10 protein-coding genes and 1 pseudogene are annotated in these 24,474 nt (G+C 57.8%); 1 reads left to right on the top strand and 10 read right to left on the bottom strand.

The window, feature by feature from the left end; translation table 11 throughout:
• Positions 1 to 6 precede the first annotated feature (6 nt).
• From ACFFT4_RS11060 to ACFFT4_RS11090, 7 genes are all read right to left on the bottom strand, one after another.
• The gene (locus ACFFT4_RS11060) at positions 7 to 1,659 is read right to left on the bottom strand and encodes a nucleoside recognition domain-containing protein (RefSeq protein WP_378047606.1); all 1,653 of its coding nucleotides are present in this window, start codon (positions 1,657 to 1,659) and stop codon (positions 7 to 9) included.
• Complete coding sequence (locus tag ACFFT4_RS11065) at positions 1,653 to 2,783, bottom strand: NAD(P)/FAD-dependent oxidoreductase (protein ID WP_378047608.1); 1,131 nt, start codon at positions 2,781 to 2,783, stop codon at positions 1,653 to 1,655. The genes ACFFT4_RS11060 and ACFFT4_RS11065 overlap by 7 nt, the downstream gene beginning before the upstream one ends.
• 65 nt (positions 2,784 to 2,848) lie before the next feature.
• Positions 2,849 to 3,139 (bottom strand): AbrB/MazE/SpoVT family DNA-binding domain-containing protein, encoded by a 291-nt coding sequence (locus ACFFT4_RS11070; protein WP_378047610.1) that lies wholly within the window; start codon positions 3,137 to 3,139, stop codon positions 2,849 to 2,851.
• A gap of 245 nt (positions 3,140 to 3,384) precedes the next feature.
• Positions 3,385 to 9,255 (bottom strand): Ig-like domain-containing protein, encoded by a 5,871-nt coding sequence (locus ACFFT4_RS11075; protein WP_378047612.1) that lies wholly within the window; start codon positions 9,253 to 9,255, stop codon positions 3,385 to 3,387.
• 323 nt (positions 9,256 to 9,578) lie between these two features.
• On the bottom strand, positions 9,579 to 12,185 hold the full coding sequence (locus tag ACFFT4_RS11080; RefSeq protein ID WP_378047614.1) for a winged helix-turn-helix domain-containing protein: 2,607 nt from the start codon (positions 12,183 to 12,185) through the stop codon (positions 9,579 to 9,581).
• Positions 12,186 to 12,227: 42 nt separating this feature from the next.
• Positions 12,228 to 14,753 (bottom strand): winged helix-turn-helix domain-containing protein, encoded by a 2,526-nt coding sequence (locus ACFFT4_RS11085; RefSeq protein WP_378047616.1) that lies wholly within the window; start codon positions 14,751 to 14,753, stop codon positions 12,228 to 12,230.
• A gap of 316 nt (positions 14,754 to 15,069) precedes the next feature.
• Entirely contained in the window at positions 15,070 to 21,816 is a 6,747-nt protein-coding gene (locus tag ACFFT4_RS11090; RefSeq protein WP_378047617.1) for an endo-1,4-beta-xylanase, read from the bottom strand.
• Between the two features lie 593 nt (positions 21,817 to 22,409).
• On the opposite strand from ACFFT4_RS11090, the pseudogene ACFFT4_RS11095 reads away from it, so the two are divergent.
• Positions 22,410 to 22,584: pseudogene (locus tag ACFFT4_RS11095) on the top strand (ATP-binding protein); the annotation flags it as partial.
• Between the two features lie 81 nt (positions 22,585 to 22,665).
• Here the strand turns inward: ACFFT4_RS11095 and ACFFT4_RS11100 are convergent.
• The 3 genes from ACFFT4_RS11100 to ACFFT4_RS11110 form a co-directional block, all read right to left on the bottom strand.
• Complete coding sequence (locus tag ACFFT4_RS11100) at positions 22,666 to 23,445, bottom strand: methyl-accepting chemotaxis protein (protein ID WP_378047618.1); 780 nt, start codon at positions 23,443 to 23,445, stop codon at positions 22,666 to 22,668.
• 79 nt (positions 23,446 to 23,524) lie between these two features.
• The gene (locus ACFFT4_RS11105) at positions 23,525 to 23,974 is read right to left on the bottom strand and encodes a DUF1569 domain-containing protein (RefSeq protein ID WP_378047619.1); all 450 of its coding nucleotides are present in this window, start codon (positions 23,972 to 23,974) and stop codon (positions 23,525 to 23,527) included.
• On the bottom strand, positions 23,958 to 24,449 hold the full coding sequence (locus ACFFT4_RS11110; RefSeq protein WP_378047621.1) for a MarR family winged helix-turn-helix transcriptional regulator: 492 nt from the start codon (positions 24,447 to 24,449) through the stop codon (positions 23,958 to 23,960). The genes ACFFT4_RS11105 and ACFFT4_RS11110 overlap by 17 nt, the downstream gene beginning before the upstream one ends.
• Positions 24,450 to 24,474 lie beyond the last annotated feature (25 nt).

Genomic DNA, 24,474 nt, shown 5'->3' on the forward strand with positions numbered 1-24,474 from the left:
CCCGGTTCATCCGCCTACCACCAGCAAAATGATTCCCGTTGACACGAGAGACGTAAGCGCTTGTTTGCCCGCAAGCGTAAGAGCGAACGACCACCCGAGCTCCTTTCTCACCGTCCACAGCGTCACCAGACAGGCGGTTAACGTGGAAGCCAGATACACCAGCACAAAAACCTGGCCCGCGTGCAGCGACTGCAGGAAGCCCCCTTCGTTCTGATTCAAAATCAGCAGCCCGTCCTTGCGCAAAATGGAGAAGATAACGCCGCTCGCCGCTTCCGCCGGCAAGTGAAACCATTCCATGACGGGCCCCGCAGCCTTATATAACCTTTCCAAAATGCCGGTCAGCTGCAGGACGGTGGCCGTCAAACAAATCGCGATAAAGATCGGCATCGCCTGAAGCAGAAACTGCTTAACCACCGTGCGAACCCGCCAGCTGACGGCGCGGAGCCCCGGCTTCTGCAGGAAGGTTTTGCTCTCATACACCGGAGAAGCAAGCTGGCTCGACGTTCGGTTCCATAGCCTTGTATGCAAAGCGCCGACGAAGAATAATACGGCTAAGTACGGGACAAACAGCCAGGGATGGCCGGCCGAGCCGAACACCGACAAGGAAGCGCCGATCTGATAGCTGCATGCGGCACCGAATGTGATCAACGATACGCAGGATTTGCGGGTACAAGCGCTGCATGCCCGGCTTTGAAAGACGGCCACGACATTGCAGCCGAAACCGGACAGGACGGGAATCAGATCGCGGCCGCTTAATCCGATGAGGCGCATCCAGCCGTCCAGCGAGTCGGTGATCCGATCCTTGATCCCGGTCTCCTCCGCCAGCGCGACGCTGATCCCGAGCAGCAGCACGACCGGGAACGCCCAGAGGAAGGAGTACCAGCCGAGCGTGACGATGCCGTAATCGCCAACGATCAGCGCCTGCACAATCGTAGAAGCGCCGTCAAACAGCGATTTGATCGGATCGATAACGCTCCGGTCGACAATCGGCTGCAGCCAAGTCGACAGCAGATAAGCGAGCAGCACCGGAACGGCAAACAGCAGCAGCGTCATCATGAGCGACAGAGGCCGTCCCCATACGGGATGCTCGAACCAGGTCGATTGCGGATGGACGACGGGAAAATCCGGTTTCAGCAATTCCTTCGCCTTCGGTCGAATCGGCTTGGCGATGGCCAGCGATAAGAGCAGCTCCGTTCTTCCGGCCTCGGTCAGTCGGCGAGCGTCCGCCGTGCGAACGGGAATCCCCAGCCAGTCGCCGTAGTATCGCGCCAGCTCCGCCAAATTGGCCGACATTTTATCCGCAAACGTCAAGACAAGCACCGCCCGTTTGCCTTCCAGCTTCACGGCCTCCAGCAGCAGCGGCAGCTCTGCCGCGGCATGCGTGGCGCGAACGACAAGAACGGCAATATCCGCCTCGGTTGTCGCCCCGATCGCCTCCTGCGTCGTTCTGCTGTCGTCCTTGGCCCGGATGCCGGGCAGATCCGCAAGGTCCAGTTCGGCGGTCAGACGCCCTTTGCGCGAGCGAATCGTCGAACCGCGAAAGTTGGCCTCCTCCCCCGTCGCCTCCCCGGTGAGACCGCGGAACAGCGCCGATTTGCCGGAGGATTCGAAGCCGATCAGCACCGCCGTTCGCGGCTCCTCCAGCGCTTGGGTCAGCATGTGCAATCCTCCCCGCAGCAGCTCAGATCGGACAGCATCATTCCCTGTTTGCGGTATTCCTCCAGCGCTTGCGTATCCAGCCCCAGCCGGTTCGCGATGGCTTCGGCCACAATGCCGAAGCGCTGGCGGAATTTGTAGATAAAGCAAAACAACAAATTGCCATGCGTGACGCTCGGACCGCTGACGAACAGCCCCGGCGTTGTCGTTGACTCGTCTTGCTCGCTTAGCAGCGTCACCCCGCGGGCGTCTTGCTCGAACAGATGCTGAATCATTCCCAGACTTCCCTTGAAGCCCGTGGCCAAAATCGGTTGATGGCTCGTCTTCACGAAACGGTTGCTGCTGCCGGAAGCTCCTTCGCAATAAATCAGGTAGCCTCCATCGTCCGCCGTTTCAATCCACTGGACCTCATAACCGGCCATCAGCTCGATGGTCCCTTTCTCCGTTCCCTTTAAGCGATCCTTCGTATACGGCGACAGCTCGACGCTCGGGTCGCTGCTGCCTTTTTGCGTCCAGCGGCCGTTGCGATCGATCAACGTCACTTTTTTCCCCAGCCGGCTCAGATGAATCGCCGCGTCGGCGCCGCTCTCGTAACCGCCGATGACGACGACCTCCTCGCCCTCCACCTCCTGCCACTGGCGGATCAGACTGTTATGGATCGCATATTCCGCGCCGGGAAAGCTGTCCAGCCGCGGATACTGGAATTCCCCGGCCGCCCAGATCACGTACCGGCTGCGCATCGTTCCTTGCGACGTCTGCAGCTCAAAGCCGCCTTCCGGCAGCGGCTGAATCGAAGCGACGTCCACGCCGGTCTGCACGGGCAATTTTTTATAAGCAGCCACGGCATGCAGGTAGTTCGCATAGTCTTCGCCCGAAGGATGCTCCGTGCCGAGCGTATACGCAGGGGACGTTTTCAAGGCGATTGCGTTAAGATCCAGCATCCCGTATGCATTGCTTGTAAAGGAAGGCGTGATCATGCGCATCTCCTTCGGCCACATAAGAAAAGAAGAACCGATCTCCCCGCGTTCGAGAATGCCGAAGCGTTCGACGCCCAGCTCCTGCAGCACGCACCCCATCCCGATTCCCGCTGCGCCTCCGCCCACAATTAGACAATCATAGAGCTTCAATTCTCATACCCCTTTTGTTCATTTAGTAATTATTACGATTTATTCTTCTGTTAAAACGATTATGCCTAAATCGGGCGACGAACGGACTGCCCCTCTTCCTCAGTCGAAGCGAATAATTGCTGGAGCTCAGCGATACAGTCTCTACTGATCAGCTTGCCGTAAAAATACACCAAGTTCTCCGCGCTTCCCGTAAAAATACAAGTCGGCTCGTACTTGCGCAGCATAATCCGTTCCCCGTCCACAAAGATCTCCAGCGAATCCTTCTCTTCAATTTCCAACGTCCGGCGCAGCTCGATCGGGATCACGATTCTCCCCAACTCGTCCACTTTCCTGACAATCCCCGTCGATTTCATCATCCGTGCAATCCACCCTTCATTAGTAGTCGCGTGAAAATAAGATTTCATTTAATCGTAATTATTACATTTTATGAATAGTGTACTTCATTCGGTAAGAGGATGTCAATTTAATCGACAAAATTCGATTCCCGACTCCTTTATCTCCCTCTATTCCCGACAGTCCCCTGCGTAAACGCCAAACACCCCCCGCCTGACCTTCTTGGCCGGGCAGAGGGCGATTCTTGTGGGGTTTGGCGGCGGTGCCGTCACTCTCGCTCCATCATTCTGATAATCAGTCCGGCTGCTTCTGCCCGAGTTACGGGAGTACGGGGAGCAAAGCGGTTTCCGTTCATCCCTTTCATAAGCCCGGCTTGCTGCACAGCCGCCACGGCTTCCCTCGCCCACGCCGGAATTTCATCCGCATCCGCGAAATCGGGCTTCGCCTCCGGCGCTTGCGCCAGATGCAGCGCACGCGCCGCGATCGCCGCCATTTCCGTCCGGCTTATGAGCTCGCCGGGCCGGAACGTCCCGTCCTCGAACCCCCGGATCAGCCCTTGCGCCGTCGCTTCCGCAACGGATGACCGCGCCCACGCCGGAATGCTTGCCGCGTCGGCGAACTCCGGCTGCGGACTCTCGCTCGCGCCTCCGCTGCCAATCAGCCTTAATGCGCGGTTGAGCATCGCCGTAAACTCTACGCGCGACACCTGTTGATTCGGACGGAAGGTGCCGTCCTGGTACCCCGTCACGATCCCTTTGGCCACCGCCGCTTTGATCTCCGCCTCCGCCCAATGTCCGGTTATATCATTGAACAGGGTGCCGGGCTCCTCCTCCGGTTGCGGTTGGGATGGCGGTACCTGCTTGGCGACGGAGAGGACGGCGAAATCGGCAAACTTGTCTGTCTGAGCCGTGAACACCTCTCCCGCAAGACTGCCGTTTACCTCCGACCACTTACCGGTCGACTCATCGTAAGCGAACAGAGCGGCTCTGCGGCCTTCCCCGATCTTCGCGGATTCGAGCCTGATGAGCAGCGTCATCGGCAGCAGAAGAGGTTGATCCTCATCACTCCAGGTCAGACTGAAAACCTGGCTCAGCCACTGCGCTCCATCGGGCAGCTCCAGCTCATCCTCCTCAAGCCTCTCTAACGTAAGGTAGAAGGGAAGGCTCGTCGCCTTGGGCGGAACAGTAACCTCCACCTGGTCGCCCAAACTGACCGTGCAGCCTCCGGCTCCGCAATAGACTCTTGTACTTGTATCGAGAGGAACCGGGGCCGCCCCCGAACTCCGGGCGCTGTCCACGATGACGATCACGCTCGCTGTCAGGTTGTCTGGATTGGCCGTCCCGGCCGGCGGTGTCAGCGTTCCGGTGAACGTGTATCTGCCGGACTTCGTACCGCTGTAGGCCGGATCTCCTCCATCCCACGTCACCGTCGCTTGCTCGGTATCCCCGCTGCTCAGGCTTACGTCCACCGTTGTCGGCAGCTTGACGTTATCTAACCTCGTGCCGTACGAAACACGGATGTCCGATAATGGGGCAACCGAGATAACTGTCGGGTCTCCTACGATGACATGGACGCTCGCGGTCTTATTGTCCGGATTCGTCGAACCTGCTGGAGCCGTTAACGTACCTGTGAACGTATACGTGCCCGGTTGGGTGCCATTATACGCCGGAGTGCCTCCATCCCACATTACCGTTGCTTGCTCGGTATCCCCGCTACTCAGGATTACGTCTACCGTTGTCGGTAGCCCGATGTCTTCCAGCTCTGTTCCGTACGGGACATAGATGTCCGAGATTGCATCAACCGAGATGACTGTCGGGTCTTCTACGATCACATTCACACTCGCCATCCTATTGTCCGGATTCGTCGAGCCCGCCGGAGCCGTTAACGTACCTGTGAACAGGTACGTGCCCGGTTGGGTGCCATTATACGCCGGAGTGCCCCCGTTCCATGTTACCGCTGCTTGCTCGGTATCCCCACTGCTCAGGGTTACGTCTACCGTTGTCGGCAGCCCGATGTCTTCCAATTCTGTGCCATAAGGCACATGAATGTCTGACAACGTGCCGACTGAGGTTACTGTTGGGTCTTCTACAACGACAGTAATGCTTGCCGTCCTATTGTCCGGGTTCGTCGAACCTACGGGAGCCGTTAACGTACCTGTGAACACGTACGTGCCGGGCTGAGTGCCACTATACGTCGGAGTGCCTCCGTTCCATATTACCGCTGCTTGCTCGGTATCCCCGCTGCTCAGGGTCACGTCTACCGTTGTCGGAAGCTCGACATCTACTAGTTCTGTTCCATACGGAACATGGATATCCGACAGCGTGTTCACCGAGGTTACTGTTGGATCTTCTACGATCACATTCACGCTCGCCATCCTATTGTCCGGGTTCGTCGAGCCGACAGGAGCCGTTAGCGTACCTGCGAACGTATACGTGCCGGGCTGAGTGCCACTATACGTCGGAGTGCCTCCGTTCCACGTTATCGTTGCTTGATCGGTATCCCCGCTGCTCAGGGTTACGTTTACCGTTGTCGGAAGCCCGACATCTACTAGTTCTGTGCCGTACGGCACATGAATATCCGACAGCGTGCTCACCGAGGTGACGGTCGGGTCTTCTACAACGACAGTAATACTTGCCGTCCTATTGTCCGGATTCGTCGAGCCTGCGGGGGCCGCCAACGTACCTGTGAACACGTACGTGCTCGGTTGAGTGCCATTATACGCCGGAACACCTCCGTTCCAGCTCACCGACGCTGCTTTTGTCTCCCCGCTGCTGAGCGTCACGTCCACGGTCGCTGGCAAACCGATAGCGTTTATCAACGTGCCATACGGAACATGGATATCCAATAATGCCGCAACCGAAGTGACGGTCGGATCTTCTACGATGACATTAACGCTCGCCGTTAAACCACTCGGATTCGTCGAACCGGCAGGGGCCGCTAACGTACCTGTGAACGTATACGTGCCGGGCTGAGTGCCATTATACGCCGGAACGCCTCCGTTCCACGTCACCGTCGCATGCTCGATATCCCCACTGCTCAGGGTTACGTCTACCGTTGCCGGCAATCCGATATCTTCCAACGCTGTACCGTACGGTATATGAATGTCCGGGATTGCGTTAACCGAGGTGACTGTCGGATCCTCTACGACCACATTCACGCTCGCCATCCTATTGTCCGGATTCGTCGAGCCTGCGGGAGCTGTTAACGTACCTTTGAACACGTACGTGCCAGGTTGAGTGCCACTATACGTCGGAGTGCCCCCGTTCCATGTTACCGCTGCTTCCTCGGTATCCCCGCTGCTCAGAGTTACGTCTACCTTTGCTGGCAACCCGATGGCTTCCAGCTCCGTGCCGTACGGGACATGGATGTCCGACAGCGTGCTCACTGAGGTTACTGTCGGGTCTTCTACAACGACAGTAATACTCGCCGTCCTATTGTCCGGATTCGTCGAGCCCGCCGGAGCCGCCAGCGTACCCGTGAACGAATAACTTCCGGGCTGGGTGCCATTATACGCCGGAATGCCCCCGTTCCATGTTACCGCTGCTTCCTCGGTATCCCCGCTGCTCAGAGTTACGTCTACCTTTGCTGGCAACTCGATGTCTTCCAGCTCCGTGCCGTACGGGACATGGATGTCCGGCAGCATGCTCACTGAGGTTACTGTCGGGTCTTCTACAACGACAGTAATACTCGCCGTCCTATTGTCCGGATTCGTCGAGCCCGCCGGAGCCGCCAGCGTACCCATGAACGAATAACTTCCGGGCTGGGTGCCACTATACGCCGGAATGCCCCCGTTCCATGTTACCGTTGCTTCCCCGGTATCCCCGCTGCTCAGAGTTACGTCTACCGTTGTCGGCAGCCCGATGTCTTCCAGCTCCGTGCCGTACGGGACATGAATATCAAATAACGCCGCAACCGAAGTGACGGTCGGGTCTTCTACGATGACATGGACACTCGCCGTTAGACCACCCGGATTCGTCGAGCCCGCCGGAGCCGCCAGCGTACCCGTGAACGAATAACTTCCGGGCTGAGTGCCATTATACGTCGGAGAGCCTCCGTTCCAGCTCACCGACGCTGCTTTTGTCTCCCCGCTGCTGAGCGTCACGTCGACTGTCGTTGGCAATCCGATGGCGCTTATCAGCGTGCCGTACGGAACATGAATATCCAATAACGCCGCAACCGAGGTGACGGTCGGGTCTTCTACAACGACAGTAATGCTTGCCGTCTTATTGTCCGGGTTCGTCGAATCGGCGGGAGTCGCCAACGTACCTGTGAACGAGTAACTGCCCGGCCGAGTGCCGTCATATGCCGGGGCGCCTCCGTTCCAGGTCACCGACGCCGTTTTCACCTCTCCGTTTCTGAGCGTCACGTTCACGGTTGCAGGCAACCCGATGGCGCTTATCAGCGTGCCGTATGGGACATGTTTATCCGACAATGTGCTCACCGATAAGATCGGCGGGTCCCCTACGACGACTCTGACACTTGCTGTTATCCCATCCGGATTTACAAAATCTGCGGAAGCCACCAGCGTACCCGTGAACGTATACGTACCGCGCTCGAGGAAATTGTAGAACGGAGTACCTGTATCCCAGGCCACCGACGCCGACGCCGTCTCCCCGCTGATGAGCGTCACGTTTACGGTCGCAGGCAGCCCGATGGCGGTTCTTGGCGTGGCGAACAATACATTTATATCCGACAGCGCCTCAACCGAAGTTACCCTCGGACCACCTACGACGACACTTACGCTCGCGGTCCTATTGTCCGGGTTCGTCGAGCCTGAAGGAACCGTTAACGTACCCGTGAGCGTATAGGTGCCGGGCTGTGTGCCATTATACGCCGGAGTACCTCCGTCCCATGCTACTGCCGCCGCTTTTGTCTCCCCGTTGCTGAGCGTCACATTAACGATCGCAGGCAAAGCGATGGCGCTTAACGGCGTGTCGTACGAGACATGGATATCCGATATCGGGACAACCGACTCAATTTTGAAATCTTTCCACTTCGCATACAACGTTGCGCTGGCGGTGCTCGTAATCGAACCGATCGGAGTCGTGGCCGTAAACGGAACGCCGGAGGACGTATACCATCCATCGAACTCATATCCCGGAGGAGTCGGAACGGTCAGACTCAATCCGGCTGCCTGTACCGTCGAGGCCAACACATGCAAAGAAGACGGCGCCGCGCCGGGCGCGCCGTTCAAATCGAACGTCAAATCGTAGGCATTGCCTTCGACTGCGACCCCCGATACGGAACTATTGATCGTGCCGGTATTCTGGATGATTCCCTCTCCCTTAATCGTACCCCCGCCTTCAATCTTCCCGGCATTCTCAAAAGTAATCCCGGACGGAATAATCAAAACCTGTCCGCTCGGAATCACGATTGTACCGCTGCCGCTATTGCTCAATGAACCGAACGGTTTTCCTCCGATCGCTGAATAACCGGGTGTATTGCCCGCAGACACCGTAACCGTTCCCCCCGTGATCGTCACCGCTGCGCCGGCCGCAGGATTAGGGTCCTGAGAATAACCGGCTCCGATGCCGGCGCCGCCATTGTTGCCGGTCGCATTCACGTTCCCGCCGTTGATGATCACCGTTCCGCCAGCTCCCCCAATTCCGCCGCCAATTCCCGCAGCGCCGCCGAAGCCGGTTGCGTAGACGACCCCGCCGTTGATGATCACCGTTCCGCCGGACTTTGAAAATCCGCCGCCGATTCCTGCAGCTCCCTGGTTGCCGCCGGTCGCATTGACCGTCCCGCCGTTAATAATGAGGGTTCCGGCGGATTGCTGGCTGTTCGACCCGATGCCCGCCCCCCAGCCCCCCGGGCTGCCGGTCGCGTTTAATACCCCGCCTCCGGCCCTGTCGTTAATCGTCAAGGATGAACCGTCATAGACCCTCACTGCGGGAACATCCTCCAGGGGGAGCGCTGTGATGGACAACTTATGACCGTTCAGATCGAGTGTACGACTTGCCCCTGCTGGCACGAGCAGCGAACCCGACGTCTGCGTAATATCGGCGCTTAATACAATCGTGTCGCCGCTCGGCGCGGTTTGGAACGCATCCGTCAGTTCGCTCCATGTCGCTGCCGTCCGATCGGCCGCATAGGCTGGCTGGAAGCCGAGCGCGGACACTCCTCCGAACAGGAGCATGAGGCAAAGACTCCTGAAGAGCACTGTTTTTCGGAATGAAGAAGCTGCCGACCGTCGCCAATCGCGATTCATAATCTTTTTCTTCCTTTCTCTTGCAAAAAATATAGATTAACAATATAGAGGCTTATCCAGCATCCTGCCGAATCTATCAATCTGTTTGTCGTAACGTCTGTTATTATACAAAGAGGATATCCCGGAAAAAACTCCCCCCCTGTATAGATTGCCTCAACGTCACAGACGCCAAAAAGCCCCTCGAAGCCAATGCTTCGAGGGGCTAACTTATACGATGCCGCGAACGGCAAAACGGCAGCCGGACGGCGAACTTACAGATCCATTAGCGCTCCTTTCCAGATGGCCTCGGCCCTGCTGTTCACCTCCAGCTTGCTGTAAATATTTTTGATATGCGACTTTACTGTTCCGATGCCGATGCCAAGCCCGTTTGCAATCTCCTTGTTCGTGCGCCGATTCACGATGAGCCGCAGCACCTCGCGTTCCTTCCTCGTCAGACTTGATGCCGGATCGGTCAGGCCGTCTGCCGCCAAATTCCAGCCGAAGTCAAACAGCAGATCCCGCACGTAACCGGGCGAGGGCCAGTTCCCCTCCTCCTGCCGCTCCCACGATTCGGCCAGCAGCAGCGGCAGCAGTTCGGCCAACGGCTGACCGGCGTCGAGCAAAGTCCGCCTGTAGCCCCGCAGTTCCGAAGCGCGCAGTACCGGGCGCAGTAGCCGCAGCGCCTCGTCCGTACGCCCCGTCCGGCGAAGCAGGGTCAGCTTCAACACCGACAATTCGATCTCGATCTGGAACCGATCCGTCCGGATTGCCAGCTCAAGCAGCTTCTCCGTCAAGCTCATCGCCTCGTCATACCTTCCCTGCGCTGCGGCAATTCGGGCCAGACACTGGTATTCGTACAACTTCCCTCCGTCGATTGCGTCCCCGACGCGCATCGGATACTGCCTGCGCCAGGCCGTAGCCGGCTCCCCCCGATCTTCCTCCAGCGCCATCAAGACCAGCTCCGCGTCGCAATAGATCAGCGAATCCGCCAGATCAAGCTCCGCGAGCTCTCGCTTCGTCTCCTGCAGCGTTTTCATCGCCCTTGCTCGTTCGCCGCGAAGCTTCTGAACGTGGAACAACGTCAGGCGGGCGGGCAGCAGCGCCGCCGCGCGGTCGGGATGCGCCGCATCCCCCGACTTCAGCGCTCTTGCGGCATACTTTTCCGCCTCGTCCGGCACGTCGAACTCATATTGCAGCTCCGCCAGGCAAGCGAGAGGCACCGCGGCCAGGCCCGCTTTTTCCAAAGAGCCGACGAGGCCCCGAAGGAAAGAAACAAGCTGCTTGCTGTCGCTTAAATCCGAGTACGACCGGATATACTCGCGGGAAATCGACGGCAGCCCGGTGAACTTCGGCTTGGCCGGAATCAGTCTGGCGCCTGCGGGGCTGTATTGCTTGGACAGACGCAGGTTCAGATCAACCTGTTCAAGATCGTGAAGAAAGCTGGCGGCACAGCACATTTTCAGAAAATGATAGCTGCCCCAAAATTCGTTCCGTTCCTCGTCCGTCCACCCCGCCTGATTGTCTTCGTATCGGCTTTCCGCATAGCGCAGCATCTTCTCGGCCCTGTCGTAGTCGGCATCGCCGACCAGCACCGAATGCACGTGCGAGAAATAAAGAAAAGGATGTCTGCTCAGCACATGTCCCGGAATCCGCGAGAACGGCTCGCTCTTCCAAGTCGTACCGCCCCCCGCCTTCCTTGCCGGCATCCGGCTCACCAGTTCGATCGCCCTCTCGTAATGCCCGCCGCTCAAGTAATAATCGAGCGCATCCTCCCGAAGCTCCTCGTTCTCGCACCACGTCCCCGCCCGCTCCAGCAGCTGCGGCATCCGATCCAGCTCGGTACGCCGCAGAAGGCGGTGAAGAAACTCCTCGAACAGATGGTGGAAGCGAAACCAGCCCATGCGGTCTTCCAGCGGAACGACGAACAACCGGGCCCGCTCCAGCCCTCCCAGCAGTTCCCGGCTCCGTTCGCTGCCGGCAACCGCCGCGCACAGAGACGGAGAGAACGCCCGCAGCACCGAGCATTCCGTCAGAAACCGACGAATCTCCTCGCTTTGCTGCTGCCATACTTCCTCCAGCAAATACTGATCGATCAGCCGGGAGGCGCTCGCGAAGCTTCGCAATTGCTGCTCGGACGGCGCCGCGCAGCGCAGCGACAGAGCCGCCAGCTTCATCCCCGCGATCCAGCCTTCGGCTCGGCTTACCCATTCGCCCGCTTCGTCCTTGGACAGATCCAGCTCCATGCAGTCCCCATAGAAGGCGATCCCTTCCTGCAGGTTAAAGCACAGATCGTCCGCCCCCAAGCGCGCCGCAGAGGCAGGGAGCTTCTCTTCGGCCAAGGGCCAAACGGGATCGGTACGGCCCGCCGCAATCAGTCGAACATTCGATGGCATGCTGCCGATAAAATAGGAAATGGACGACAGCAGCGTCTCATCGGCGATCACGTGAAAATTGTCCAGGACGAGCACGAGCTCCTCCCGCAATTGCCGCAGCTCGTCCGTCAGCGCCTCCAATGCCGTATTGAAGCGATCCGGCCCCATGCGTCCCACGGCCGCAGAGTTTCCGAATCCCGGATGAATCCGGTCAATCGCGCGGATTACATCCTGCCAGAATCGCGCCGGATCGTTGTCGCCCGGATCGAGGGAAAACCACGCCGGTCGGGTTCCGCTGCATGCCGCCCATTGCTGCAGCAGAGTTGTCTTGCCGAAGCCGGCCGGCGCGAACAGGAGCAGCACTCGCTCCTTCAGGGATTCATGGATGCGCTCGATCAACCGCTGCCGATTCAACGTGCGGGACGCCGCGACGGGTATCGTCAGTTTGGCGGCCGGAATCGGCGGCCGGCTCGCCGAATATTCGTCCCTCTCTCCAGTGAAGTTCATCGCTCGCCCTCTTTCGTTCGAAGCTTTACGGCTGTGACGGCTTTATTCCTCCAATTGCTCGCCGATTCGGATCGCCTCGCTCCTGCTGCCGATCCCGAGCTTGACATAGATTTGATGAAGATGCGTCCGCACCGTGCCGTAGCCGATCCCGAGCTCGGCGGCTATCTCCTTGTTGCTCTTGCGACTGGCAATCAACCGAAGAATCTGCAGCTCCTTGCGCGTCAGAATCAGCACGAGATCCGAGGCCGGCCACTCCTCCGCCGTCCTGCGCCCGAAGCCCGCCAGCAGGCTGCGCATATAACTCAAAGCCGGATACGAGCCTATCGTCGGCCGATCCCACGAGCGGATCGACAGCGCCAGCAGCTCCGCCATCGGTTCGCGGCCGTCGAAGAAAAGACGGGCGTACGACCGCGGCTCGGAGACGAGCAGCACCGTCCGAAGCAGGGCGAGCGCTTCTTCCGTTCGCCCTGTCTCGTGCAGCAGCAGCAGCTTGGTCACGGCAATCTCAAGCGAGAGATAGAGCAGATTCGCCTCATCCGCCACCTCCGTCAGCCGCTCGAGCAGCCGGAACGCCTCTTCCTGCCTTCCAAGTCCCGCATAGATACGGGCCAAGCAGTGATACTCGTACAGCTGCCTCGCCGTAAACGACTGGTCCCCGCGCAGCCGATACCGTTTCAGCCAGATCTCCGCCGGCTCGCGGTCGTCTTTCTCCAACGCCATCAGCGCCAGCTCCGCGTCGCAGTGAAGCAGCCCGTTGGCCAGCTCAAGCTGCGCCAGGTCCTTGCGCGTCTCCCTCAGCGTCTCCTCCGCTTCGCTGTGCCGGCCTTTGGCCCGTTGAACGCCGCTCAGCACCAGCCGGGCGGCCAGCAGAATCTCCGGAATGGCGTTGGGATCGCTGCGTACGGCCGTATTCAGAGCGCTCTCGGCTGTTCTCCACGCCTCGTCCAGCTCATTGTAGCCGTACAGCGCTTCCGCCAGGCACGTCCGCATCGAGCAGCCCACCTCGCCCAGCGTCTGGGACATATACTTCAGAATGGCAAGATTCGTCGCTTTCTCGACAAACTTGTTGGGCCGGATGTATTTTCGAACAATAGACGGCAGCCCGGCGATTCCGGACTGCGCGAAGATCAGCCGGATACCGTTTGGCCAATATTGCGCGGACAGCTGCATATATCGCATCGCCTCGTCCATGTTGCCCAACTCGATGGAGGTATGGATCATTTTGAAGTAATAAAGGGCTCCCCAGAAGTCGCTCTTGTCCTCCTCCGTCCATTCCCCCTCGCACTCCCCGTAGTGTCGCTCCGCATTCGTCATCATCCGCTCCGCCTGCTCGTAACGGGCATCCACCATGTGCATATGCACGCAGGAAAAATAGAGAATCGGCCGCTTCATCAAGAGATGCTCGGGAATCCGCAGCAGCAGCGCCCCCAGCCAGACCGGGCTGACGCGCAGCCGCTTCGCCGTCATCGCTTCCAGCAGCCGGATTCCCTTTTCGTAGTGCCCGCAGGCCACGTAATATTCCAGCGCCTCCCGTTCCCGTCCCTCCCGCTCGCCCCACAGCGCCGCCTGCTCCAGAAGCCGCGGAATGCGCTCGGGCTCGGCGCTCTTCAGACGCCGCTGCAAAAATTCGGCAAACAGCCGGTGAAGCCGATATTCGTCCTGCCGCTCGTCCAACGGGAACGTGAACAGCTGTTTGCGGCTTAATTCCTCCAACCGCTCCCGGCTTCTTTCGTCTCCGGCAACGGCTTGGCACAAGGAGGCGTTCAGCGGCTCCAGAACGGAGCAGTCCGTCAGGAAACGGCGCATCGGCTCGCTTAAGGGCATGAACGCTTCCTTCAGCAGGTACTGCTCCAGCTGCGGCGGCATGTCCGCAAACTGCGTCCGCCCGCCGTCCATCGCAGTCAGCGTCAACCGCATGGCGGCAATCCAGCCTTCCGTCAGTCTGACCCGCTCGCCGGCCTCCTCCTCCGACAGGCCCAAACCCAAAGCGTCATTGTAAAACTCGCCGCCCTCCTGCCGCGTGAAGCGCAGATCCGCCGCCCCCAGCATCGTCAGCCGCTGACCGCCGACCAACCGCGACGTCGGAAAAGCGGGCTCGCCGCGCCCGGCGGCCACGATATGGACGAAAGCCGGCAAATATTCGATCAAATAAGCGAACGAAGCGAGCAGCCGTTCATCGACAATATGGTGGAAATCGTCCAGCACCACTGTCAGCTGCCGATCCAACCGTTCCAATGCTTGAGCGAGCAGGCCTGCGGCCGTGTCGGAATTTAGCCGCGCAATATCGTCGGCTCGCTGCGCAAAACCCGGGACGACCTTATCGACGGCCCGAAAAACAGCCTGCCAGAAGGACGTCGGCTCGTTGTCCTCGGGACCGACCGTCAGCCACGCCGGTTCCGTCCGGGCGCGCCGGGCCCAGTCCGCCAGCAGCACCGTTTTGCCGTATCCCGCAGGCGCGCACAAATACGCGATGGATCCCGATGCTCCCTGCTCGATCCGCTCAATCAGCCGTAAGCGCGTAACCATGCCCTCCGGCAGCTCCGGAATGCGCAGCTTGTCCGTCAACATCGGAAGACCTCCTCACCTTCTCTATGTCGTGCGCCTTCTCTTCACCCGGCGTCTATCTGCTTTCTATTTTAACTCTAACGTTCAGAGCCGGGCATCCGGCAATTCCCCCCAAGTCGCTGTACATCAGTAGTGTATCAAAATCTGTTATCGCTCGCATAGAAAATTACGGAGGATTCGGCCTCGAAACAAAAAGGGCGACGTATTCGCCGCTCTATCAACAAAATCGGAAAATCGAAAAGACCGTCCTCTGCCAAAATGAAATGCACCCTGCCGACGAAACGTCGACAGGGCGCCCCTCTTGCTTCAGGATAAGAGATTACAGAGACTTCATTAACAATTGATACAGGATGACCGCCGCTTGCGCGCGGGTTGCCGTTCCCTTGGGATCGAACCTGTCGCCGCCGACGCCGTTGATGATGCCGGCTTGATGCATCGCGGATACCGCATCCTTGGCATAGCTCGCAATGTCCTGCGCGTCATGGAGGGCGGACGCCGCTTTCTCTTCATTCAGGGCGATGCCTGCCTCGCGAATAGCCCGGTATGCCATTAGAGCCATCTCTTGACGCGTAATCTTGTCGCCGACGCCGAACGATCCGTCGGTCAGACCGTTCACGATACCAAGCCGCTGAGCCGCGGCGACGGAGCTGTAATACCATGCGCCTTCCTTGACGTCCGAGAAGGTGCTTGTCGCGTTCGCTTGGCTCAGGTCCAGCGTCAGCATTAACATGTGGATGAATTCGGCTCTTGTCACCGAATTGGCCGGCGCGAACGAATCCTTCGTCATGCCGTTTACGATTCCCCGTGCGGCCAGACCGTCAATGCTGTCGCTTGCCCACGCGATCGCTTTCGTATCGCGGAACGTGACCGGATTGGCGACGGCGGCGTATTGGCTGAAGTGCTTCGCGCTGAATTCCGCCATTCCGGTATCCTTGTTGTAACGGCCATTCTTGATCACTTCCGGCTTGCCGTCGTCCGACAAGTAGTAGATCACGATTTGATTCGGATTCTCTCCTGGCTTCAGCTCATAAGGTATTGCCACTCTTACCGTCTGGCCCTGACCGAAGTCGGCGAGCTGACGACCGTCAACGCTTAAGCTGAAGTCATACACTGCGTTCGAGCCTACCCGTGCACGAGCTTCCGGAGACAGCGTGCTGTTGTCCACCTTGGTTATGGTCAATTCCACAACGCCGCCTGCCGCGCCTTCGAATAACGATACCGGCAGTTGTACGGACGCGAGTCCCGCGAAAATCTCGATGCGCTTAATGCCCGCTTCCTCGGCCGCGTTCACCTGATCCACCGGTATGGAGACCGTAACCCGGTTGGCGTTCTCGACGCCTTGGACCTGCAATTTCAAGGTTCCCGCCTCCGCTTCGGGCAGCGCCTTCTTCATATCGTCGGCCGTGACCGAAGCTTTGGCGTTGCCGCCGGAATCCACTTCCGCGTTCACTTCGCCGGGTTTAGCGGGAGTCTGCTCCGCCGGCGATGGCCCGGATGGCGCGGATGGCGACGGATTACCGGGGCTGGTGGTCCCCCTGCTGCCGGTTGTCGCATGCGCTGCCGCGGATAATACCGATTCGCCGGCCTCGTTGACGGCCGCAACCTTGTAGTAATAGGTCGTCGACGCCGACAAACCGCCGCTTCGGAATTTGGTTTCGGTAACCAGCTGCGTATTGATTTTGCTGTAGCTGCCGTCCACAGACGAGGAACGGTAAACGTTATACCCGTTCGCACGATCCGAAGCCGTCCAGCTCACCTCGATCTCGCTGGAGCTCTTCGCCTGCGCGGAGACAGCGGTCGGTGCCGCAGGACTTAGATGCAAGTAACCTTCGGGATCGATGACCGCGTAGAATGCCGGCTTGGCGGCCAATAATTTGTCGAAGAGCAGAGGACTGCCCGATGCGCGCCAGCTCTGGGAATCCGCCTTGCCCCAGAAGGTCACGCGTTCGATGCTGCTCGCGTACTTCTTGTAAATAACGAACAGCTTCGCATATAACTCGGCCTGTAGAGCCATCTTCTCCTCCGTGAGCGTGCCGGTTGAAGGAATGTCCAGCTCGGTGACGCTCACCTTCACGCCGGCCTGGATAAACCGCGCAATGCTTGCCTCCACGGTGTCCGGGTCCAGGCTTTCGATCCAGTAATGCGCCTGCATGCCGATGCCTTCCACCAGCAAACGTCCGGGTTCGGCGTTGCGCTCGTCCGTTTTCCACTTTTCGTTAAGCTCTTCGGCCATCAGCGCCATCGCTTCCCGTTTCCAGGCCACGGTCTCGTTATAGTCGTTGTAATACAGCGTTGCGCCCGGATCGGCCAGACGCGCAAGCACAAACGCATCGTAGATATAGTCGGCGCCGCTCTCTCCCCTGCTCTCGTCGGCTCCGTTCGCATAAGCCTTGTACCAGGGCGAATCTTTGCGCAGTACGATTTTCCAGTCTGCAGGAAGACCCGATCCGCCGTCAAAAGCCTCGTTCACGACATCCCACGATACGACTTTGCCTTTGAAATGCCCGGCCACATTGCCGATATACTGTTCCATGTTCGCCTTGGCCTCTGCGCGGGTGAGCGGCCCATTATCCGTCCCCGTGGTCAGCCAAGGAGCGGACTGCGAATGCCAGACGAGCGTATGGCCGTGAACCTTGATGTTATTCGCCTGAGCCCAATCCACCAGCGTGTCGGCATTGGCGTAGCTGTACACGCCATTGGCCGAGCTTAAATACTGCGGCTTCATGTCGTTCTCGGGCGTCATGATGCTGTAGTGATGCTTATACATGGCCGTATTCTCGGCATCCGTCGTCTGAGCGGGACTCATGACGTTGCCGATCAGGAAATCATTTTTATACGTATCCGCGATGGAAGGCAGCGTCAGATCCCACTTGGGAATCTCCTTCAGATCGCCGACCTGGCTGATCACAATATGATCGATGCGCCACACGTCGGCGTGGTTGGCCGCATCGTTAACGACAAGCCGGAAGTCGATCGATTGAAGCGGTCTCTCCATCAACGGAGTTTGCACGTTCACCTCTTTCCATTCGCCGATCGGAAGGGTGCCGGGACTGCTCGGAAGCTTGTAGGCGCTGTTGGCGTAATCCTGATTAAGCACTACGCCGGGCCCGGTGAGAACGCCCTTGCCCTCGTTGCCGGCAGCCGGGGCATAGAACCACGCCGAGATATTATAAACTCCGCCCGCGGGAAGCGGTTCGTCCAGAGTCAGCCGAACGGCGTTATCGGCGCTCGTATAGCTTGTGCCGTTAATATGCGTGATCTTCAAAGCGGTGTCGTCGCTCCTTCCGGCTCCCGTTTCATTCATCCACTCGAGCTTCGAGGAAGCGGCCGACGTAAAGAGATTTCCTTGCTCCGCCTCATCGTCGAAGTCGAAACGCAGCAGTTCCCTGATTTCCGGTTCTTCCCCGGGTTCGGGCGAGCTCAGCAGCTGCAGCTTTACCTCGTCCAGATAGAAGGTGAAATCCGGAATTTGCGCGTCGTTGTGGAATACGATGGCGCTCACGGATTGATGGTCGGCCGGCACGGTGAATTCCATCGCCACATCCGCCCACTGGCCCGCCGTCAGAGTGACAGTGGCTTTTCCGACGCTGCCGTACGTATCTGCGCCCGCGCTGTCCTTGGTTTCTACGCGCACGCCCAAGGTGGCGTTCTTCGCGCTGAGCGCCTTGGCGGTCAGCTTATATTTGCCGCCAGGCAGCATGGGCGTCGTCAGCGAGCTATTGCGAAGGGCAACTCCGCTATAGTTGTTCGCGGCGGTCGGGGCGACTTTCAGACTGCTGGAGCCTGCCGCAGCGTATTCCTGCGTCCGGGCAAAGGTCACGTCGCCGTTCTGCTGCAGCGTATTGCCGGACTCGAAGCCTTCGTTATACAGGACATCCGAGCTCGGCTCAAGGATGAACGAGTGGCGGATCGGAGCCGCGATCAGATTGCCGGCGGCGTCGCTTAGCCGCATGATGTATACGTTGCAAACGTCGCCTCTGGCTTTGGTAACATTGTTGAATGTCACCTCGACCGACTTGCCGTCGTCGGCCCATCTGAGCGCGAAGTCATCGGAGAAATCAAAGCCGATGCCGAAATCGCCCTTGTACATAGGCTCGCTGGATGTCACCTTCAGCGTGCCGCCGGCGGCCAAATCCGCCTTCTCATTCAAGCTGAAAGCGACGGCGGCTTTAAAGTTCGTCGTTGTCTCCGGGAGCAATGGACGGCTTCCATCGTCCGTCAGGCTGTTCGGATACGGCGGCCAATTCGGCTGAGGTCCGATCTTCTGTACCGCCGCCGACGCATTCCAGCTGACGGTTTCCTGGCTGCTCGCCAGCTTCGACTTGTCGATGGAAATCTCGAACGTGCTGCCGGGCATGGCCTCCATTTGCAGTTTTTTCAACGTAATGATATTAAACGCACTATTCGGTATATTGTTGTTCTCATTCGGGTTGGTCGTTACGCCGTAATTGAGAATCCAGGCCTGCTCCGTGTCCTCCTGGAAGGATTGCGTCAGCCTGCTGCCGTCCGCGTAGACTTCGACCAAACCCTTGTTGATCTTGCTGGTAAAACCATACATGACAGCCGCGCCGTTATCGTTCCTGGCGGTGCCGTGACGCAGCGCGGTCGCCAAGTCGACGCCTTGGAAGTATATGGTTTTGCGATCTTTGGCGGTACCGACGGTTGTAATTTCGTAACGTCCGACCTTGACCTGCTGCTCCGTCAAGTCAAATACCGCTATGCCGCCCGCAACATCGGCTGTCCACGAAGCCTCTGTCGGCTTGTTGTCCGCGTCCAGAATCGTGAGTTTAACCTTCGTGTCGTCGGAATGAACCTTGATCGTCGCCGGAACGCCTTCGGTGACGATCTCGTTTTCCGCCCATAACGTGTACTTGCCCGGACGAGACCACTGAATGTAAGAGCTGTCGAAGTCGTAGGGATAAATCGTCATGTCGGAGATATTGTCGTAAGTGCCTATTCCGTAACTCGGCGGGTTGCTGCTTGGGTAGAGATCTCTGACCTCCAGCGACTTGCCGCCGAATTCCTTGTCCATGACGGCAATCATGAATGGCACGTCTCTGTCTTGGATGGCGTGCGCGCCGTCGCGCACCCGCACGGCGATATTGTCGCTGCCCAGGAACTCGTAGACTTCCTTCGCGGCGCTAATCGCCGTTACGGAAGCCGGCGGAGTCGTCCAGTCGAAGTTGTTGTCCGCCGCGAACGCGATCAGCGGGCGCGGCGCCATCAGAGCCTCAACCGCATGCGAGTCAAACGGCAAATAATCCATATCCGTCTGGAGGTGGAATCCGGCCGCCGTTCCGAGACCCATCCAGAACGATTCGCCGGAGTACTGGATGCTGTTGAGCCCTTTCTGGTTTCTGCGATAAATGCGGTCCAGCGGCGAGTTGTAGTAAAACAATTTGCCTTCGGCGATGTAACGGAAGCTGGACACGCCGGATTGTCCGCTGTCTACCGGCGCAGCCGCGCCGACACGGTCGTCCATGGCGGCCGACATCAGGGCGTATTTGCCGTTGATGGATACGCCTGTCGTGATGGACTTCCTCGGATTGATGTTCCACTGATTCGTACCGCCGTTGGCTTCGGCGCTAATCTCCATCGCATCGATGATCCGGGAGACCGTCCACGCCGCCGTCATGATCGAACCGGTGTTGAAATCATACTCATAGGGATTAAAAGGATACAGGTTGTAGTAGTTGCCGGTTCTGCTTCCGCCCCAGTTAGAAACGCTGATCACGGCGTAGCCGTTCTGGGTCGCCATTGCCGTCTGGCCGAAACCGAAGGCGATAATGACCGGCCAGCCGCCAGCCGGGGCAGTACCCGAAGGAACGGTGACACTGCCGAGGCTTCCGGTCGCGTTCCTGCCGTTATCGTTTATCGTGACATTGATTTGGTTCGTCTGGGCATTTATCGTGATGGCGCTCTTGGGGGTCGGGTACTTCCGGCCATAGTAGTAATATTGAATCAGGTCTCTGAGTTCTCCTCTGCGCTCCGACCAATCGGCTTCGTTCTCTACTCGGCCGTCGGTTCCGGCATCGGGATTCAGGAACTTGAACAGGTCGTTCAGACCCGTCGACTTGGGCAAGTCATAGATATTCCGAGGAAAATAATCGCGCGGCGGCATAGGCTGCAAAGCCGTTTTATCGACCTTGGCGTTAACAATCACATTTTTCTGCACGGTTTCGATCCCGGTTTTCTCGATCCGGACGCCGAGCGTGCCGGTTCTGGTAACGTTGGCGAGCGCAAGCTCGTATACCGTGCCGCTTACCTGCGTCAATGAACCCTTTTCCGCCGAAGCGGTTGCGTAGTTGGATACTGCGGCAGGCGTGCCGGCACTGAGAAGAATATCATCCGGAGAAAGATCGGCGACGGCCTTATTGAAGGTCAGCCTGATGGCGGTGCTATCGCGAACGAATGCCGTGCCGCCGATGTTGGCCACGTTATAAGTAATCGGGACACTGTGGACGTCAACGATCCTGTCCGCGTCGTTCACCCCGTCCTTCGTAATCTTGAGATACACGGTCCCTTCTATCGTGACCCCGCCGATCTCCAGGTCGTATTCGGTATCGTCCGAACCGTCCACCGCGGTCAAAGCTCCTTTCGTCGCATTTGCGGTACCGGCTGAGACCGTGATGTCGCTCGTCGCTAACCCCGGCACCGGCTCTTCGAAGATCAGTCTGATTGCATTCGACGTCGTCTTGTCCGCTTCGCCGTTTGCCGTCGCGGTATAGTTAATCCCGATAGCCGGCGCAGCTTCCTCGAATGTCGTTGCCGACACGGATTCGGATTGCTCGGATTCGAGGTCGTCTTTTACGGCCGTTACCTTATAGAAGTAGGTCGTGTTCGCTTCCAGACCTCCATCGTCATATGCGGTTTCGGCTGCCGTTGCGGAATTGATGCTGTCGTAATCTCCATCCGCCGCATCCGAACGGTACACGCGATAGCTGGCTGCATCGTCCGATGCCGTCCAACTGATCTGAATCTCGCTGTCGCTCTTCGCCAGCGCAGAGACATCGGCGGGTACTGCCGGCGGCAGCGGGATTTCGTCTTCGTCTAAACTCTCGATCATGAGATTATCCTGATTGACGTCCTCCGGCGGAGGGGATTGGTCGTCATTCTGTGCGGGGGGAACCGCCTGCTCCTCGAAGACAGGATCTCCCGCGGCGCTTGTTGCAGAAACGGCGAACGAGAATACCAACACAATTGCGAGTGCAATAGAAAGATACCGTTTCAAACTTCCCATTATAGAACCTCCTTTTTCACTCGTGTTGCGATTTTGCGATTTCCCGTGATGGCCGTACGTATCCGCTGTCAGAGCAACGTTCAGGCTGCCGTTTCCGGCAAAGGAAAGCAAAATTCATCTCCCGTGCATCCCTCCTGTCTCTTGAAAAGTTGTCATTCCGCCTTATCTTTCGGGGCGAAAATGATAGCGTTTTCACAACACATTATAATCCTCCGCCTTGCCGTATTCTTCAAATATCTTGCGTTGTTCTTCTCAAATATTGCGAAGTTTCAAGCGGTTGGAATCCTTTAAAATTTTATGTCGAAACGCCTCGCCGCCGATCATGTCCATTGGGCAAGGTTTTATTCGAAATAGGTCGAAGGATAGGGATTTACAGGAAGGCACACCCGAACATGACCATCGATCTGAAATATGTAACGGACAAAAAATGGGACCGTTTCTATCGCGGAGACGCTTCACGCGACCGTTCCCAGGGAGGGACGGGACTGGGGGGCGATTTCGAAAAACATTTTGGAGCTGCATGGGGCGGAATACGGCGCGGTCAATACGCCAAGCGGAGTGGCCTTTTACTTCTACCTGAACAAAGCGAACTAAGCAGTTGGTTAACGCTGATTGGGAACTCGACAGATGGACCGGCGAGAGGACTCGATTCTCCGCGAGTCCCCCCGTTCAATACTATTCCCTGCTTTGGAGGCTGCCGATTTCATTCGCCATCTGCACCAATTGCCCGTACGATCTGTTTAGCTCTTCCATTTTGGCCGCAATATCTTGAATGAAACTGACGATTCCCCGGATAGAGCCGCTTATGTTCTCAACGTCCGACTTCATGTGGCTCAGCTGCGCAACGATATTACCGGAAGATTCCTGGCTGCTCTCCGCCAACTTTTTAATCTCCCTGGCCACAACCTCGAAGCCCTTGCCTGCCTCGCCGGCCCTTGCCGCCTCTATGGAAGCGTTCAGTCCCAGCAGATGCGACTGGCTGGATAGATATTGTATCCCGCTGACCAGCTGTTCGCTGCTCTGAACCCGGTCTACAATCGATTCCGAGAAGCTGGATATGCTCTGCAGTTTGTCTGACGCCTCTGCCTGAGCTTCTGTCGTTTCGTCGACCACGCGCGAAATTTTCTCCATAATGGTCATCAGATTCCTGTAATTTTCCTTTAACAGCTCGCCTTTGGCATTGTCGGAAATAATTCCGATCACTCCTATGATCTTATCTCCATCCCTAATCGGCGTTGCCGTCGAAACATACGGAAATCCGAACTGCTCGGCGCTTCTTTCCTCCGTTAATTTGATGCCCTCGCTTAGTGCCGTCTCGGTTACCGTACCGCGAAAATTCGCGGCTTTTGCCCCTACGGGAACGGGGATCCTCACCTGTTTTCCCGGTATGGAAGCGATCACTTCTTCCGTGTCTGCGATGATCACATGGGTATCCTCGTGAAAAGCCTGCTGCAAAAGCGGAGCCGCCTCGACTAAATTCAATAATGTCGGATGCATAAGTTGTCACCTCATAGTTGTTTGTTTACACCATGGGCTACACGCCAAACTGCCTTAAATGATGGTCCAGATGTTTATAGACACCTATTCCCCATTGCTCGGGGGTCAGCTTGCCGAAAAAGGCATGCGGATGCGTCGTACACCCCTCCGGTCCATTGCGCTGAAACAAGTCGATTTTTTGCTTCAATACTTGTTTTTCTTGCTCGAAGTCTCTTTTGTCTGTCACTACAAGTTCCGGAAACGTCGACATATTGCGGGGAGTCGGTTTGTCGTTGTAAAAAGTCGATTTCACAAATCCCCCGATTAAGATTCCCAGCCATCCTCGCTTCTGGAAAGACGCTCCCGAGGCGATCTCCTGGAATGCGGAACAGTGGGCCAGCATTTGAGCAGCGTTCATCTTTCCCCATTGCGGCTGCGATTGAGGGGTTAAACGATCGATGCGCTCCAGAATTTCCGTGGTATGATCGCGATCAAAAATACTTTTCATTCCTGGGACCCCTCTCCTTAGTCAACGGTTCTACGGAAATAAGCTTATCTCCGATCAACTCCAATAAATCGGCCATTTCCCCCAACTGCTGCGAATCGATTTTGCTCATAAACTGTTTGGACCATGCGGCGTACAAGGAGTAGATCGCTTGGAGCACCTCTTCCCCCTTCGGCGTAAGCTGCACCAGCATAGCTCGACGATCGCTCGGATTGTCGATGTAAACAATCAGATCTTCTTTTTCCAATACGTCCGCCACTCGCTGCACGCTCTGCCGTGCGTGGCCCATTTCTCGCGCCATCTTGGCGACCGTCTGGGGACGCTGCCCCGCTCGGCCAAGAACTTGCCACCGTGCGCTGCTCTGTCCCACCTGCTTTGTCACATTATCGCCGACTTGCATCAGCAGCCCGTAAACTCTAAAAATGTTCAAGGAGAAACGACTGAGCGGATCATCCGGCTTTTGGATTGAATTTGTCATGGGGAAAGATTAGCACATTGACATC

Source organism: Cohnella cellulosilytica, from assembly GCF_042431195.1.
GTDB lineage: Bacteria > Bacillota > Bacilli > Paenibacillales > Paenibacillaceae > Cohnella > Cohnella cellulosilytica.

Excerpts from the sequence above, each read along its gene's own strand:
- ACFFT4_RS11105 (WP_378047619.1), bottom strand. The coding sequence starts at position 23,974 with ATGAAAAGTATTTTTGATCGCGATCATACCACGGAAATTCTGGAGCGC.
- ACFFT4_RS11070 (WP_378047610.1), bottom strand. The coding sequence starts at position 3,139 with ATGATGAAATCGACGGGGATTGTCAGGAAAGTGGACGAGTTGGGGAGA.
- ACFFT4_RS11085 (WP_378047616.1), bottom strand. The coding sequence starts at position 14,753 with ATGTTGACGGACAAGCTGCGCATTCCGGAGCTGCCGGAGGGCATGGTT.
- ACFFT4_RS11080 (WP_378047614.1), bottom strand. The coding sequence starts at position 12,185 with ATGAACTTCACTGGAGAGAGGGACGAATATTCGGCGAGCCGGCCGCCG.
- ACFFT4_RS11090 (WP_378047617.1), bottom strand. The coding sequence starts at position 21,816 with ATGATCGAGAGTTTAGACGAAGACGAAATCCCGCTGCCGCCGGCAGTA.
- ACFFT4_RS11060 (WP_378047606.1), bottom strand. The coding sequence starts at position 1,659 with ATGCTGACCCAAGCGCTGGAGGAGCCGCGAACGGCGGTGCTGATCGGC.
- ACFFT4_RS11110 (WP_378047621.1), bottom strand. The coding sequence starts at position 24,449 with ATGACAAATTCAATCCAAAAGCCGGATGATCCGCTCAGTCGTTTCTCC.
- ACFFT4_RS11075 (WP_378047612.1), bottom strand. The coding sequence starts at position 9,255 with ATGCTCCTGTTCGGAGGAGTGTCCGCGCTCGGCTTCCAGCCAGCCTAT.